This window comes from Paenimyroides ceti (assembly GCF_030409925.1).
On record NZ_JAUFQU010000095.1, the window covers coordinates 16488 to 30754 of the forward strand.

The following is a 14267-nucleotide window of genomic DNA, read 5'->3' on the forward strand; positions in this document are numbered from 1 at the left end:
TTTTAAATCGAAGCCAAAGGAAGCCGATCCAAAACAAGTTTATTTTCCGGCCAATAAAAGTAATATTTATATCCCCAATGTAAATACAGGTGTATTTATAGTTGCTGGAGCGGGATCAGGAAAACGGAAAGTCCTATTTATTATTTAATGAAACATTTTGCAGAACATCAATTTACTGGTGTTATCTATGATTATAAAAATGGGGAATTATCTGAAATAGCTTTTGGACTATTTGGGGATCGTTTAAAAGCCATTTCATTGCATAATGTTAATTATTCCTATCGTATCAATCCAATTGCTCCACAGTATATAGAAAACGAAATAGATATAGAAAACATATCAAAATCAATTTTATTAAATCTAAAAGGAAAAGATGAAAAGGAAGATTTCTTTTATTCAGCCGGGCAGGTTTGTTCGCAGCAATTATTTTAAAATTACGAACTTATCATCCTGAATATTGTACCTTGCCCATGCAGTCGCATTTTTTTTAAGCTTGGAAGAATTGCTGAATGCAGATGAGGAAGAAAATGCACAGCCATTTAAACCTTTGGTAGATTGGTTAAAAACCGACTCACGAGTTATGAGTCAAGCTTCCGCTTTTTTAATGGGTATTCAATCTACTAGACAAACAGCCGCTGTATTAGCTTCGCTAGCTTCTTTATTACGTAAGATAGTAAATCTTGAAGCCTTTTACATTTTATCAGGAAACGAAATAGATTTGAATGTTAACGATCCAAAAATTAATATTGTACTGTCGGTTATTAATGAACCCAAAAATGCTTCTGCATTAACGCCACTATTAGCAGCTATATTACAAACAACAACTTCACAAATGATGCAACGCAATAGGAAACAAAGTTTTGTGTTATTAGACGAAGCACCTACGGTTAAGCTTTTAAATATGGCAAAAATACCTGCTACCATGAGAAGTTTTGGTGTAAGTACAGTTTACGCCATACAAGACATTTCGCAAGGATATGTACAGTACGGCCGTGATGATTTCCGTGAAATTACTTCCAACCTGGGAACTCAAATCCTAGGTAAATCTAATGATCCCGATACGGCTAAATTCAACGAACAATATTTTGAATTGGTAAAAGAAAAACAAGTTTCTAAAAACTTAAAAGGTGCTTCAGATTTATTTGGGTCTACAAATTCGAGAACCATTTCTCAACGTGAAGTTTCTAAAGTCCGGGCTTTTGAATTTACCCAATTTAAAGTAGGACAATTTGCATTTATTAGCGGTGGGAAATCTCAAGTAATAAAATTCAAAAAAGCAGATATAAATAAACCTCATTTGAATCTTGTAAGAACGGTTTCTAAAGAAGATTTGGAATTACATTTTCAAAAATATTTGATGATGTGAAGAATTTATTTTAAAAAATTGGTTGTAATACAAAATTAATCTAAAACAAAATGCTCTTCAATAAAAAGCAGTAATAGTAAAATTACTGCTTGTATATTTAACAACTGCATTTAGAAAACTCCATATTAAGTATTAAGCTTTCTGCGGTTCCGTTCAACGGGCTTTCATCTCGTGCCCTCCGGGCAAGACGAAAGCTTAGTTATTACCTGCAGTATTTTATAAATATTTTTTACTGATTTTTTCGAATTCTGTTTTCAGATAATTTCTAAATTGAGAATCGGATTGAACTTCACGTATTCCTGCGCCCATTATTTTACCATTATATCTTCTTAAATTTGGATACACATATTCAAAAAACATCTTTTGTCCAAGTTCATAATTATTTGATGTGATTCCTCTTAGCATTGCTGAGAATGTACCTGAAATATAATCGGCTATTTGAATACCAACACTTTGATGTGAATGTTCAATATTTAAGCTATCTTTAATATGACTATATTTTTCTATAAAATCGCCTTCATTTATAAGTTCGAAATATACATCTCTTAATAATTTGTCTGTGTTTTCACTTACGGGATCAAAAAATAAAACAGCTAAATTTTCTTCTGAATCTTGAATTTCCATTTCAATTCTTTGCATATGTTCTTGTAAATGCATTTTAAGCATTTTGGGTTCAGAATACTGTGAATTGTTCTTGTTTTTTGTTACAGTTAGGACGATTTTCTTATATTCTATATCGTTCAATAAACATAAAGTTTTTTCTACAAATTCAATTAATTTATGATAATCATAATTTTCTAGAAATTTAAAATCTTTATTGTCTTTAATTGGTGTTTTATTTTTTTGATGAATTCTTAAACTCCACAAATAAGCCCATTTAATTTCTTTATTTATTGGCAAATCATATTCTTTCTTAAGTGCAAAAAACTTTTCTTTAAGTATTTTCCACTCTGAAGATTTGATTAATATTGTTGAACGAATGTAATAAGGATGAACTTTTAAATTTGGTTTTTTAGGATTATATAATCCACATTCATCGCTAAAAGCAAAATATGTACACATAGTTTGAGGAATATTGCAGGTAACGGCAGTCTGTGAAAAAGTACACAAACTCCTTTCAAATATAGTTAATATTTCATAAATTCATAAGGTATTCATAATTCACGGTTTTATGCCTATAATCAATGGTTTAGACAGACATCAACTTACATTCTCTAGTTTAGAAGCTGCAATTGCTACCGATAATGATGTCCGATTTATAGATGCTTTTGTAGAAAAATTAGATCTTCAGCAACTAGGTGTTCGCTCTTTAACTTCCTCGGATAAAAAGAAAGAAGGTCGGTCATCTTTTAGTGATTCTTTATTTCTCAAACTCTATCTTTACGCTTGCCTCAATGGCATCCGTAGCAGCAGAAAGCTTGAGCGTGAAGCCATCCGAAATATAGAATTGCAATGGTTGTTGCAGGGACTACATCCCAATTACCATTCCATAGCCGACTTTCGTAAAATCAATGCGACGGCGCTACAAAATCTGTTTAAACTAATTGTTTTCATTTCTGAAAGATGTAGGATAGTAGGCGAAAAGTAATCGCCGTAGATGGCACCAAAATTAGAGGCAACAACAGCAAAAAAAATAATTACAATCCTAAAAAGATCCAACGCCACTTGGATTACATAGCACAAAAAAGCAAGGCATTGCTAGAAGAATTTGAGCAGACCGAAACTACATCCATAAAGCGAATAGTCCGTTAAATTCGTCGTTTTCATGAATCTGCGGCAATAAATAAACCTCTGTTCCCTCCATGGCTTTATTCCGTAAGCCACTCTCCCCTTTATCACGGATTGCGCAGTTAATCCCTGAAATAGTGTGCCGAAAATTATAACAAAATATATACTTATTCATCATTTTCGTTGATTTTAAATTTATTTTTAGGCAAAGCTAAATTATTTTAAGACACAACAAATATTTTTCTTAGCAATTTAGGTTATTACATTTGTTTCAAATACAAAAAAGATGATCTCACACGCTGAATAAAATTACCTGAAAGCCCTTGTCACCACAATCTCAATCAGAGGAGAACGGTGTGTGAACAAGGCTTGCTAACTGGCTAAGGGAGAATGGAAACGATAGCTTCATCTGCCACAGATATGGTTAAAAGTTAAGCGAAAAAGGCTATATAGATTATCAAAAATAGTCAGGGGCTACACTCACACAAAAAGGCATTATGGCTGCGACCATGGTCCATAGAAAACATCGTCCTATGGGAGGTTTTTCTTGTAGAAAAACTGAATTTTTCCTGGGATGAAGTACATGATGTAGCAGAAGAGCTTGAGCATAAAATCAGAAAAGCTGATCAATAAGCTCGATGCATTCTTAGAGTTTCCTACAGAAGATCCGCATGGAGATCCGATTCCGAATGCGGAAGGAAAAATTGTTGAAAGCGCCAAAATGTTTTGGCAGAAATGAACGTTGGCACCTTGTGTATTTGTGTAGGCGTAAAAGATACCTCTGTAGATTTCTTACAATATCTTGACAGACAGAAAATTGCATTGGGTACTTCTCTCAAAATCATAATTAAAGAAAGTTTCGACCATTCACTCACCTAGAGATTCACAAAAAGAACTGATTATTTCTGAAATGGTGGCTAAAAAATATTTTTTGTAAAAATAAGCTTAATTCATTACTGCTATGTTTGCATCCGTTATTGATTATTTTGAAAGTAATATCACCTGTACTGCTGCATTTTATGCCACTTAATTTACATGGAATACCTTCCGCCGTAGGAGCGGCAACTGTCTATTTATTTAAGGAATCCCAATAAAAAGCTACTCGACGGAATGCTGGGTTTTACCGGTGGCGTTATGATTGCTGCAAGTTTCTGAGCTTGCTGGCACCAGCAATAGAGATGAGTGACGGAGATGGTTTTAAAAAAGTAATGCCTGCAGCAATTTGGTTTTGCATTAGGCGCTCTTTTTCTTTTTGGGTTAGATAAACTTTTGCCTCATCTACATTTAAACCATGATATGAAAGATAAAGAAGGTATCAAAACGCCCTGGAGATAAAACCACTTTATTGGTACTCGCCATAACTTACACAATATTCCGAAGGTTTGGCAGTTGGCGTTTATTTGGTGGTGTCGCTGCAGGAATTCCGGAAGCCAGTATCGCCGGAGCTATTCACTTGCAATTGGTATCGGTTTACAAATTTACCAAGAGGGCCTTGCGTTTCCTTTCCTTGCGCAGAGCAGGTATGAGCAAACATAAAAGCTTTTTTTTACGGACAATCATCAGCTCTTGTAGAACCTATAGCCGCATAATCGGTGCTATAGCCGTAGCTTTTTTCCACCTGTTTTACCTTACGCACTTGCTTTTGCTGCCGGTGCTATGGTTTTTGTAGTCATTGAAGAAGTGGTACCTGAAACACAGCAAGGTAATAATACAGACATTGCACATTGGGGTTCATTGGTGGATTATTAATTATGATGATGCTGGATGTCGCATTAGGATAACAAAAAATGGGAGTAAAAACTCCCCTTAAAACTATATCAAGCAAAATAATTTTTTTTATAAAACATACTGCTGCATACACCTAAAATCTAAAAAGCTCAGCTTAGTCTGTCCTGTCCCGTAATGGATTGGATATTTCATATCCCTAAAGCAGTATAGGTTAAATTCGGTGGTCTGGATGACAATGAAGACTCTGTCAATACCAGATATACTATTGTTCATAGGAAAAGTTGCTGAATACGGTTCAAGATAAAAACGCATACAGACCACACTACATCAATAGCGGAGCTGCACAATTAACTCCTAAAAACCTTGAATACAAGAATCGTTTCCAGGAATCCAGGGATTGATCCATGGAGTGTTACACAAATGATTGCGAAGATCAGCAGTAACAACATAATAAATAGCCGTAGCCTGACTACACGTCTGTGAAGGCAGTCTTACCCCTAAATAAAAATGAGCGTCATACGCATAAGTTGAACCGTTACTTAAAATTATTTACAAATAAAGGCACAGCATTCATGTTTGCCAAACCTCCAATTAAAAAAAGCAGCTGTATATAAAATCTTTTTCATAATTATTTATTGTTTGATTTGTTAAAATAATTCATTGCTTCTACAACAATTTTACCTTCATCATTTTTAAATTTTCTTTGATGTATTCTTCAGTAAAAACCATTTTCCAAAAGCACAGATTTACAATCTTCCACTAAATAATGTACTGCTTTCTTCTGAATTTCTTCTTTACTTAACCTCTTCCTTACCAACATAAAACTCTTATTGGTAAGGTCAAGAATCTTTTGTCGCAATTTAGCTTCGCTTTCTGAAAGATTAGAATTTCCTTTTTTGCTTCAGCACGTACTTCCTGATCCTGAACATCAGAAGAAGCATCATTACATGAAACCATGCTTATCGCTACAACAGCCAGCGACAAAATAATTTTTTTCATATTATGATTGTTTTTTGAATATTAACCAAAATAATAATTCAGCCAACACAAAACAACTTTTTTACAACTTTTTTTACACATAATAACAAAAATAATAAACCCGTATAAAAAAAAAACAGGGACTAAGCCCTGTTTATTATGATAAAAGAAATATTACCACAATTGCAATCAGTATCACTACCGCACTTGGATTTCGATTTCTTTTTTAAAAACCATTTTTAATAAAAAAACCTATTGCCAAAGCTAATGCTATATATACAAGTATTTCCTGCATCGTTGCTATTTTAAAATTTATAAGCTACTAAAGCTACTATATATGCTAAACCGGTCATAAAATCATTTGAAACATGGTCCACTTCCATGAATTGGTTTCCCTTTGGGTGATGGCTACAGTCGAAAGACATTGCATCGCAAAAGCATAAACATTAAAAGTGAAACACCCGTTGCTAAATTAAATACAGGAGTTCCGTCAGGTCGTATTTCAGCCTGCATTCTCTCCACTATTTTATATCCTCATCTTCACCACTGCTTCCTATATTAATATAAGTTAGCCAGATTCCCAAAAAAAACTTCCCTTGCAGCAAAAGAAGTCAGTACAGCAATTAATTTTTCGAGTCATACCCAGAGGTTGAACACAGGCTCATAGTTTTTTCCAATCATACCAATATACGAATTCTGCAATATATCCCGGAAACTTCATCCTGCATTTCTTCTTCCGATAAATTTTTACCGGCATGTAATTTCTGTACAACTTCTTCTGCCTGCCATATGTTGCGTCTGGTCCGTTGATCCTAAAAACCATAAAATAACTGATAATGCTAAAATAACTTTACCGGCTCCAAATACAAAACTTTTGTTTTTTCTACTACTGTATAAAATACATTTTTAAATAAAGGCAGTTTATATCCGGGCATTTCTACAATTAAGTATGCCTTTTCGTAGTTTTAATCACTTTATTCAGAATGAAAGCACCCACAAGGGAGGCAAAAAAACCGAGCATATATAATAGTGTCATTACCAATCCTTGTAAACCAATAAATCCTATGATGTTTTTCATCCGTATTACCAAAGAAATAATGATCACATACACCGAATACGCGCAGAACAAGTAGCAAAAGGAGTAACAAGCATTGTAAGCAAGCGCTCTTTGCTGTTTTCTATATTTCTGGCAGACATGATAGCAGGTATTGCACAAGCTACACCTGAAATCAATGGCACAACCGATTTTCCGCTGAGCCCGAAAGGGCGCATCACCTTATCCATTAAAAAAACAACCCACTCATATAGCCGCTTTCTTCAAGAAGTGCAACAAAGAGAATAGAATAGCAATCTGAGGAACGAATATCACAATTCCTCCAAATACCTGGAATTATACCTCCGGCGAGAAGTTCCGTCAGTTTACCGGTGGTAAAACGGAAGCAGTCCACTCTGATAAAGAAGCAAAACTGCCGTCAATAAAAATCCATTGGTATGCTTGACCAATCAAAAATAGCCTGAAAAACCAATAACATAATTGCGAAGAAGTTAAATATCCAAAATCTTATGTGTCAGTATACGGTCTACTCTTGCTACAAACACTGGCTTTATTTTTATCGATTTGATAAGACGTTTTAAATACATCATTTATAAACTGATATCTTTTGATCGTTTCTCTCTGCTGTAACCGTTTAATCTCACTTTGAGATTTATCCATCAGGGGTTTGATCCAACAATTTGGTAATCCCTTCAAAAACGATATTTTGAGATTGCCCGAGCCATACTTTATACGGATTGTACCCGGGATACAACTGTTCTAAAAATCCGAAATAGTCTGTATCTACCTGTTTCAGATCAATTAAGCCAGTTGTGTTAAGTGATTTGTATGCGGGTTATACATTCTTTGAGATGTTCTATTCCCTGATTTTTTCGCACAGATATCAAGCTATTTTTGTTTTCAGCTGCTGTTCAAGTAAGTCAATGTCGATAGAAATACCTTTAGCTGTCATTCTGTCCGCCATATTAATAGCTAAAATACAGGGTAAGCCCAAGTCTTTTATCTGCGTAAATAGCAAAAGATTTCTTTTTAAGTTTTCTACTCTGCAACCACCACTACTACATCAGGAAAACTTGTATGTTTTGAATTGAATAATATTTCCAACTATTTCTTCATCTTTTGAAGAAGCATTGATGGATATACTCCGGGTAGATCAATGATATCAATATCAAGATTTTTTTGAAACTCGCTTTTCCGGTTTTTCGCTCCACTGTAATTCCTGGATAATTGGCTACCCGCTGATTCAATCCTGTAAGGGAATTAAAAAACAGAATCTTACCTACATTCGGATTTCCGATTAAGGCAACTTTAATCGTTTCTTTCATAATTCATGTTTAAATAATTTCCACGACAATTTCTTTAGCCAATTCTTTCCGAATACTTATATGCGACTCGTTTACAAGAATGTATATAGGTCATTCAGCGGAAGCTATATGCAGTACTTCTATTTCATTTCCGGGCAGACAACCAATCTCGATTAACTTTAACGGAACTGCATCAAAATTGATAGAACTAATAATTCCCTTGCGATGTAACGGCAGCAGATCTAACGTCATGGTTCTTTTATTTAGATTCATTTAATACTGCAAAATATAACAATAAAAAAGGATAACCTAAAATTCCTTTTATGTATTCCCTCTAACTACTTCAATTTCTTAATTATTCATTTATTCTAAGCCATTTAATATCTTCGAGCAACTGCTTTACATTTTGCTTTCAGGATCTTCATTATCAAGATTGGTTCCGTCATAAATCCTCTTATGCGACCGTTTTTATCAACTAAAACAAAATTTTCAGTATGCACCATATCATACATTTCATCTGCCGATCGGTTTTCACAGCGAGAAATGACTGTCTTGCCAAATAGTAAATTGCTTTTTTTTTTATCTCCGTAAGCATGTTCCATTTCTCATCCATCACACCTTTCTCCTGAGCATATTTTTTCAACACTTGGGAGTATCAATATCAGGCATAACACTGAATGATAAAAGTTGTACATCATCCATATCCTTAATCTGTGTTTGCAGCCATGCCATATTATCATTCATAATTGGACAAATGGTCTGACAGGTAGTAAAAAAAATTCAGCTACATAAATCTTACCTTCATATTCTTTTTCCGTAATCATTTTATTGTTCTGATTGAGAAAAGAAAACGCTGCGATCTTATGGTTCAATTTATTATTCTGATGCTGTACGAGACTGTCGACCATTTCAGGTTTACCATTGCCGGAGTGTATATAGGAAGTTCTTTTTAGGACTCAGAGCCGAATAAAATAAATATAAAAATTACACCACAAAGTACAAAAAGGGTAAGAATGAAAATAACGGTACTTTTTAGGATATCTACCATTGGCAAAAACTTTCTGCAAATTTAATAAAGTAAACACAGAGAAGGTTAAAAGTTTGTGTAAGCATTTATTATACATAAATGTTAGTATTTTTGTAGAACAGTCATAAAAATTAAAATAATATGAACAGACAAATAGTACTATTTTCAGCGCTGAGCTTAACGATAATAACTGCTTGTAAGACAAAAAAAATGGACAGTAAAAAAGAGACCCACGGGATTCATTTGGAATATATGGATAGATCCGTAAAACCCGGAGATGACTTTTTCAGATATGTAAATGGTCATTGGGTAGACAAAACTGAGATTCCTGCAGACAGAACACGCTGGGGTAGTTTTGATGAACTGCGCCAGAACACTGATATTGATGCCCTTGCCATTTTAAGGAAGCTGTCAATAATCCGAATCTTGATCCTGCTTCTGATCAGGCAAAAGCCGTTTATGTATTTCAAACCTATCTTGATACAATTACCCGTAACAAATTAGGAATTGACCCGATAAAACCTTACTTAGAAAAAACAATAAGGTCAAAAATGTCAGGATGTAACAGCTCGATTAATGAATTGTTACCGGAAGGCGGTATTGGTTTCTTTGAATGTACATCTATGCAGATGCTATGGATTCCAATAAAAATGTAATCAACCGATCCGGGTAGTATCGGACTTCCTGACAGAGATTACTAAGTTTCTGATGATGCAGACTCCAAAGAGAAAAAACAAAATATGAAAGTACATGTAGCCAGAATGCTACAACTGATTGGTGAAACACCCGAACAGGCAAAAAAAGATGCTGCCAAAGTAGTAAGCATTGAAACAGCCATGGCAACCCCACGCTTAGATCGTGTAGAACGCAGAGACCGTAGAAAAAACCTACAATCCGATGACTGTTTCTGAACTGCAAAAACTGACACCATTAGTAAACTGGATGCCCTATTTTAAAAGCGCCGTTAGAAAATGTAGATCAGGTAGTTGTTTCTATGCCTAAATATATGGAAGCATTAAATACCATATTAAAAACAACTCCTATAGAGGACATCAAGGCTTATATGAGATGGACTTTAATCAATAAGTCTACCGGAGTTTTGACAACAGAAATTGATGAAGCAAACTGGGATTTCTATAGCAAAACGTTAACAGGTGCTGTAAAACATCCCTATTGAAGAACGTGCTTTACAGTTGTAAACGGCACAGTTGGAGAAGCTCTAGGTAAATTATATGTGGAGAAAAAATTCCCTGCTGAAGCGAAAGAAAAAGCAAAAGAAATGATTGATTATGTGTTTTTGGCTTTTGAAAACCGTATCAATAATCTTCCATGGATGACGCCAGCTACTAAAAAGGGAGCGATTGAAAAATTAAAGAAATCTACTGTTACAAATAGGATATCCTGATAAATGGAAGATTATTCTGGTCTGACCATCAAATCACAAAAAGATGGAGTACTTATTTTGAAAACATGAAAAACGTATCCCGTTGGGATTCAATGAAAATATTGAGGAGTATGGAAAACCGGTAGACAAAACCAAATGGGGAATGTCTCCGCAAACCGTAAATGCTATTTCAACCCTACCAACAATGAAATTGTTTCCCTGCAGCGATACTTCAGCCACCTTTCTATGATTATAAAGCTGATGAAGCAGTAAACTTTGGTGGAATCGGAGCTGTAATTGGTCATGAAATTTCTCACGGATTTGATGATTCCGGTTCACGTTATAATGCCGATGGTAATTTAGTAAACTGGTGGACAGATGATGATTGAAACAATTCACCGTCTGGGTGGTGCATTGGCAGATCAATACTCACTTTAGAACCACTACCAAACACTTTTGTTGACGGAAAATTTACTTTGGGTGAAAATATAGGTATTTAGGGGTGTAAAAGCAGCTTATGACGGTTACAATTGTATATGAAAGACAAAGGACGCCCTGACTTGATTGACGGATTCACACCGAACAACGTTTCTTTATCTCATGGGGAACCATTTGGAGAACGAAATCCCGTGATGAAGCTATCAGAAATCAGGTAAAAACAGATCCGCATGCTCCGGGCATGTACCGTGCGTACGTTCCGTTACAGAATGTTGACACATGTATCAGGCTTTTGACATCAAAAAAGGAGATAAATTATATCTGGCTCCTGAAAAACGAGTAAAAATCTGGTAAAATTTTAAAGCCTTAACGGAAAAAGTGTGGCTTTTTCATTTCCCTACCCAAAACATTTCTACATTTGTACAATAGTAAAACTATCAGAAATATGAATAGAAAAATAACTGCGATGGTTCTGGCAACTGCCTTGTTGGGATTATCATCTTGCGACAAAAAAGAAAAAGGCAGATACTGAAAAGCACGACTACACTTAGAACATATGATACTACAGTAAAACCCAGGTGATGATTTCTTTCGTTATGTCAACGGACTGTGGTATGATAAAACCGAAATTCCAGCAGATAAATCTACCTGGGGGAGTTTTGATGACTTGCTCAAAATACGGATCTTGATGTACTGAACATCCTAAAAGAAGCAGCGAAGAGCAATAAATATGGTGATCTGACAGATGAAGGAAAAGCCATTAATGTTTCAAAACGTATCTTGATACGGTACCCGTAATAAATTGGGAATTGATCCTATCAAACCGTTTATTGAAAAAATAATGCTGAAATGATCTTACGACCTAAACCAATGGATTCAGGAATCTATTTTTAACGGTGTATCGGATTATTCGGTATGTATGTAATGGCAGATGCGATGGACTCTAATAAAAACGTTGTGTACATTGATGCCGGGACAACAGGATTACCGGACAGAGATTATTATCTGGCAAAAGATACAGACTCTAAAGAGAAACTGGAACTTTACAGAAAACATATCGCACGGATGCTGAAGTTTATCGGCAGGACGAGCAACGGCAAAAGCATCTGCTGACAAAAAAATTATTGCTTTTGAAACTAAAATGGCTGAAGCGGAATTGGACGTGTAGCATTAAGAGACGAAAGAAATACCTACAACCCAATGTCGGTTGCAGATCTTCAGAAATTGACGCCTTCAATTCAGTGGAAAGAATACTTTAAAAAAGCAGGTCTTTCTGATTTAGACAATGTAATTGTAAGTCAGGCCAAAGTATATGAAAACGTGGATGTTTTATTAAAAACAACTTCTTTTGACGACCTTAAATTATATCTTAACTGGACGCATTTAATGGTTCTGCAAGTCAGTTAAGTACTGAAATCGATAAAGCAAACTGGGATTTCTATGGCAAAACGCTTTCAGGTGCTACTCAACAGCGACCTATTGAAGAACGCGCTTTACAGGTTGTAAATGGTACAGTTGGAAGCTTTAGGAAATTGTATGTAGAAAAACGTTTCCCTAAAGAAGCGAAACAACAGGCAAAGGAAATGATTGACAACATCATTCAGGCTTATGAAAACCGCATTAAAAAATTACCATGGATGGCACCGCTACAAGACAGGGAGCTATTGACAAGTTGCAATAAACTTACCATTAAAATTGGCTACCCTGATAATGGGAAGATTTTTCAAAGCTCAACATTATCAGCAAAGAAAAAGGAGGTAACTACTTTAACAATATGATGGGTATTAACCGTTGGCAGATAACTAAAAACATTGAAGAATTTGGAAAAACCGGTAGATAAAACCAAATGGGGCATGCACCCCAAATGGTAAACGCCTATTACAATCCAATGTATAATGAAATTGTATTCCCGGCCGCTATTCTACAAACTCCGTTTTATGACTATAAAGCAGATCAGGCAGTAAACTATGGTGGAATCGGAGCCGTAATCGGACATGAAATTTCTCATGGTTTTGATGATTCCGGAGCGCGTTTTAATGCTGAAGGAAATCTGGTAGACTGGTGGACAAAAACCGATCTGGAACAATTTACTACACTCGGAAAATCACTTTCAAAACAATACAGTGCTTTACAGCCATTTGAGGGTATCTATGTTGACGGAGACTTTACATAGGGAAAATATCGGAGATCTTGGTGGTATTACCGCAGCTTATGACGGATTGCATTATATCTGGCAAAACATCCGACTACAGAAAAAATTTTGACGGATTTACACCGGAACAACGTTTCTTTATTTCATGGGCAACCATCTGGAGAACAAAATCGCGTGACGAATACGTAAAAAACAGGTAAAAACAGATCCGCATGCTCCTGCGATTTACAGATCATACGTTCCTTTACAGAATCTGGATGCATGGTATGAAGCATTCAATATCAAAGAAGAGACAAATTATTTATAAAACCGGAACAACGCGTAAAAATCTGTAATCATAAAATAAATCCCGAACTATTGATTCGGGATTTTTTATAATATATACATTACAAATCATTAAAAAAGCTGTTAGTTTTCTAACAGCTTTTTTAATGATTTATTTCTTTAAATTTTTCAAGCATTTCTTTTGTCATAGACTCCAGATCAAATCATGTTTCCATCCCCAATCTTCTCTTGCCTTTTGATCATCAATGCTCGCTGGCCATGAGTCAGCAATTGACTGCCTGAAATCAGGAACATAATCATCGTAAAGCCCGGTTGTACCTTTCAATAGATGCTGCAATTTCTCTTGGTGTAAAACTCATTGCAGACAAATTGTAAGACGATCGTATTTTTATCTGCTCTTCAGTGCCTGCATGATACCAATTGTTGCTTTAATCGCATCATCCATATATCATCATCGGCAGAGCCGTATTTTCTGACAGAAAACAGGTATATTTATTTTCTTCTACGGCTTTATAATAAATATCTACCGCATAATCTGTAGTACCTCCACCTGGTAATGTTTTCCATGAAATTAATCCGATATCGGATACTTCTTACATCAACTCCATATTTATTGAAATAATATTCGCACCAGCGTTCGCCTGTCTGCTTCGAAATTCCGTATACAGTTGATGGCTCCATAACGGTATATTGCGGGTATTGTCCTCTTGGAGTAGTAGGTCCGAAAACGGCAATACTTAAGGCCAGAACACTTTTTTGATTTTATTTTTTCTTTAGCTAATTCAACACATGAAATAAAGAATTCATATTCAAATCCCACGCA

General features: G+C 35.2%; 21 protein-coding genes and 6 pseudogenes. 17 read left to right on the plus strand and 10 right to left on the minus strand.

The features are described from left to right. Positions 1 to 258 precede the first annotated feature (258 nt). A complete protein-coding gene (locus QW060_RS27440) occupies positions 259 to 432 on the plus strand; it encodes a hypothetical protein (protein ID WP_290365644.1) in 174 nt (57 codons plus the stop codon). 148 nt (positions 433 to 580) lie between these two features. Continuing rightward, complete coding sequence (locus tag QW060_RS27445) at positions 581 to 1366, plus strand: type IV secretory system conjugative DNA transfer family protein (RefSeq protein ID WP_290365645.1); 786 nt, start codon at positions 581 to 583, stop codon at positions 1364 to 1366. A 216-nt stretch (positions 1367 to 1582) separates the two neighbouring features. On the opposite strand, the gene QW060_RS27450 is transcribed toward QW060_RS27445, so the two are convergent. Further along, positions 1583 to 2428, minus strand: coding sequence for a DUF3800 domain-containing protein (locus QW060_RS27450; RefSeq protein ID WP_290365646.1), 846 nt, complete (start codon positions 2426 to 2428; stop codon positions 1583 to 1585). A gap of 109 nt (positions 2429 to 2537) precedes the next feature. On the opposite strand from QW060_RS27450, the gene QW060_RS27455 reads away from it, so the two are divergent. Next, the gene (locus QW060_RS27455; RefSeq protein ID WP_290365647.1) at positions 2538 to 2954 is read left to right on the plus strand and encodes a transposase; all 417 of its coding nucleotides are present in this window, start codon (positions 2538 to 2540) and stop codon (positions 2952 to 2954) included. A 110-nt stretch (positions 2955 to 3064) separates the two neighbouring features. Here the strand turns inward: QW060_RS27455 and QW060_RS27460 are convergent, their stop codons facing one another. Further along, positions 3065 to 3190, minus strand: coding sequence for a hypothetical protein (locus tag QW060_RS27460; RefSeq protein ID WP_290365648.1), 126 nt, complete (start codon positions 3188 to 3190; stop codon positions 3065 to 3067). A 462-nt stretch (positions 3191 to 3652) separates the two neighbouring features. On the opposite strand from QW060_RS27460, the pseudogene QW060_RS27465 reads away from it, so the two are divergent. The 3 genes and pseudogenes from QW060_RS27465 to QW060_RS28855 all read left to right on the plus strand — a co-directional run bounded on the left by QW060_RS27465 (position 3653) and on the right by QW060_RS28855 (position 4875). Beyond that, positions 3653 to 3833, plus strand: a pseudogene (locus tag QW060_RS27465) (metal-dependent transcriptional regulator). After that, positions 3821 to 3973, plus strand: a complete 153-nt coding sequence (locus tag QW060_RS27470; RefSeq protein ID WP_290365649.1) for a hypothetical protein — start codon at positions 3821 to 3823, stop codon at positions 3971 to 3973. Before QW060_RS27465 ends, QW060_RS27470 begins: the two are co-directional and overlap by 13 nt. Before the next feature lie 82 nt (positions 3974 to 4055). Beyond that, a pseudogene (locus tag QW060_RS28855) lies at positions 4056 to 4875 on the plus strand (ZIP family metal transporter). Between the two features lie 55 nt (positions 4876 to 4930). Here QW060_RS28855 and QW060_RS27480 read toward each other — a convergent pair. The 7 genes and pseudogenes from QW060_RS27480 to QW060_RS27510 all read right to left on the minus strand — a co-directional run bounded on the left by QW060_RS27480 (position 4931) and on the right by QW060_RS27510 (position 9030). Continuing rightward, positions 4931 to 5095: a hypothetical protein gene (locus QW060_RS27480; RefSeq protein ID WP_290365651.1), complete on the minus strand. Its 165-nt coding sequence runs from the start codon at positions 5093 to 5095 to the stop codon at positions 4931 to 4933. Positions 5096 to 5632: 537 nt separating this feature from the next. Beyond that, complete coding sequence (locus QW060_RS27485; RefSeq protein WP_290365652.1) at positions 5633 to 5821, minus strand: hypothetical protein; 189 nt, start codon at positions 5819 to 5821, stop codon at positions 5633 to 5635. 284 nt (positions 5822 to 6105) lie between these two features. Further along, positions 6106 to 8179: pseudogene (gene feoB / locus QW060_RS28860) on the minus strand (ferrous iron transport protein B). A gap of 90 nt (positions 8180 to 8269) precedes the next feature. Beyond that, positions 8270 to 8410: a FeoA family protein gene (locus QW060_RS28415; protein WP_317623290.1), complete on the minus strand. Its 141-nt coding sequence runs from the start codon at positions 8408 to 8410 to the stop codon at positions 8270 to 8272. Positions 8411 to 8633: 223 nt separating this feature from the next. Beyond that, on the minus strand, positions 8634 to 8801 hold the full coding sequence (locus tag QW060_RS27500; protein WP_290365653.1) for a hypothetical protein: 168 nt from the start codon (positions 8799 to 8801) through the stop codon (positions 8634 to 8636). Beyond that, positions 8798 to 8902 carry a thioredoxin domain-containing protein gene (locus QW060_RS27505; protein ID WP_290365654.1) on the minus strand — a complete coding sequence of 35 codons (105 nt, stop codon included), beginning with the start codon at positions 8900 to 8902 and terminating at the stop codon, positions 8798 to 8800. The genes QW060_RS27500 and QW060_RS27505 overlap by 4 nt, the downstream gene beginning before the upstream one ends. Beyond that, positions 8899 to 9030, minus strand: a complete 132-nt coding sequence (locus QW060_RS27510; protein ID WP_290365655.1) for a thioredoxin domain-containing protein — start codon at positions 9028 to 9030, stop codon at positions 8899 to 8901. The genes QW060_RS27505 and QW060_RS27510 overlap by 4 nt, the downstream gene beginning before the upstream one ends. A 296-nt stretch (positions 9031 to 9326) precedes the next feature. On the opposite strand from QW060_RS27510, the gene QW060_RS27515 reads away from it, so the two are divergent. From QW060_RS27515 to QW060_RS27570, 11 genes and pseudogenes are all read left to right on the plus strand, one after another. Next, positions 9327 to 9689 carry a hypothetical protein gene (locus QW060_RS27515; protein WP_290365656.1) on the plus strand — a complete coding sequence of 121 codons (363 nt, stop codon included), beginning with the start codon at positions 9327 to 9329 and terminating at the stop codon, positions 9687 to 9689. A 236-nt stretch (positions 9690 to 9925) separates the two neighbouring features. Beyond that, entirely contained in the window at positions 9926 to 10096 is a 171-nt protein-coding gene (locus QW060_RS27520) for a hypothetical protein (protein ID WP_290365657.1), read from the plus strand. A gap of 95 nt (positions 10097 to 10191) precedes the next feature. Further along, positions 10192 to 10590, plus strand: a pseudogene (locus tag QW060_RS27525) (hypothetical protein). Positions 10591 to 10796: 206 nt separating this feature from the next. After that, complete coding sequence (locus QW060_RS27530; RefSeq protein ID WP_290365661.1) at positions 10797 to 10958, plus strand: M13-type metalloendopeptidase; 162 nt, start codon at positions 10797 to 10799, stop codon at positions 10956 to 10958. 141 nt (positions 10959 to 11099) lie between these two features. Further along, a complete protein-coding gene (locus QW060_RS27535) occupies positions 11100 to 11225 on the plus strand; it encodes a hypothetical protein (RefSeq protein ID WP_290365658.1) in 126 nt (41 codons plus the stop codon). Next, complete coding sequence (locus tag QW060_RS27540; protein WP_290365662.1) at positions 11180 to 11350, plus strand: hypothetical protein; 171 nt, start codon at positions 11180 to 11182, stop codon at positions 11348 to 11350. Before QW060_RS27535 ends, QW060_RS27540 begins: the two co-directional genes overlap by 46 nt. A 264-nt stretch (positions 11351 to 11614) precedes the next feature. After that, on the plus strand, positions 11615 to 11704 hold the full coding sequence (locus QW060_RS27545) for a hypothetical protein (protein WP_397386153.1): 90 nt from the start codon (positions 11615 to 11617) through the stop codon (positions 11702 to 11704). Between the two features lie 239 nt (positions 11705 to 11943). Next, a pseudogene (locus tag QW060_RS28865) lies at positions 11944 to 12785 on the plus strand (hypothetical protein). A gap of 68 nt (positions 12786 to 12853) precedes the next feature. After that, positions 12854 to 13180, plus strand: a complete 327-nt coding sequence (locus QW060_RS27560; protein WP_290365659.1) for a M13-type metalloendopeptidase — start codon at positions 12854 to 12856, stop codon at positions 13178 to 13180. Positions 13181 to 13200: 20 nt separating this feature from the next. Then, a complete protein-coding gene (locus QW060_RS27565; protein WP_290365664.1) occupies positions 13201 to 13359 on the plus strand; it encodes a M13-type metalloendopeptidase in 159 nt (52 codons plus the stop codon). Between the two features lie 23 nt (positions 13360 to 13382). After that, entirely contained in the window at positions 13383 to 13466 is an 84-nt protein-coding gene (locus QW060_RS27570; RefSeq protein WP_290365665.1) for a hypothetical protein, read from the plus strand. A 121-nt stretch (positions 13467 to 13587) separates the two neighbouring features. On the opposite strand, the pseudogene QW060_RS27575 reads toward QW060_RS27570, so the two are convergent. Beyond that, positions 13588 to 14267: pseudogene (locus QW060_RS27575) on the minus strand (NAD-dependent epimerase/dehydratase family protein); the annotation flags it as partial.

Excerpts from the sequence above, each read along its gene's own strand:
- QW060_RS27445 (WP_290365645.1), top strand. The coding sequence starts at position 581 with ATGAGTCAAGCTTCCGCTTTTTTAATGGGTATTCAATCTACTAGACAA.
- QW060_RS27450 (WP_290365646.1), bottom strand. The coding sequence starts at position 2,428 with ATGTGTACATATTTTGCTTTTAGCGATGAATGTGGATTATATAATCCT.
- QW060_RS27455 (WP_290365647.1), top strand. The coding sequence starts at position 2,538 with ATGCCTATAATCAATGGTTTAGACAGACATCAACTTACATTCTCTAGT.
- QW060_RS27480 (WP_290365651.1), bottom strand. The coding sequence starts at position 5,095 with ATGAACAATAGTATATCTGGTATTGACAGAGTCTTCATTGTCATCCAG.
- QW060_RS27485 (WP_290365652.1), bottom strand. The coding sequence starts at position 5,821 with ATGAAAAAAATTATTTTGTCGCTGGCTGTTGTAGCGATAAGCATGGTT.
- QW060_RS28415 (WP_317623290.1), bottom strand. The coding sequence starts at position 8,410 with ATGACGTTAGATCTGCTGCCGTTACATCGCAAGGGAATTATTAGTTCT.
- QW060_RS27505 (WP_290365654.1), bottom strand. The coding sequence starts at position 8,902 with ATGAATGATAATATGGCATGGCTGCAAACACAGATTAAGGATATGGAT.
- QW060_RS27515 (WP_290365656.1), top strand. The coding sequence starts at position 9,327 with ATGAACAGACAAATAGTACTATTTTCAGCGCTGAGCTTAACGATAATA.
- QW060_RS27520 (WP_290365657.1), top strand. The coding sequence starts at position 9,926 with ATGAAAGTACATGTAGCCAGAATGCTACAACTGATTGGTGAAACACCC.
- QW060_RS27560 (WP_290365659.1), top strand. The coding sequence starts at position 12,854 with ATGGGGCATGCACCCCAAATGGTAAACGCCTATTACAATCCAATGTAT.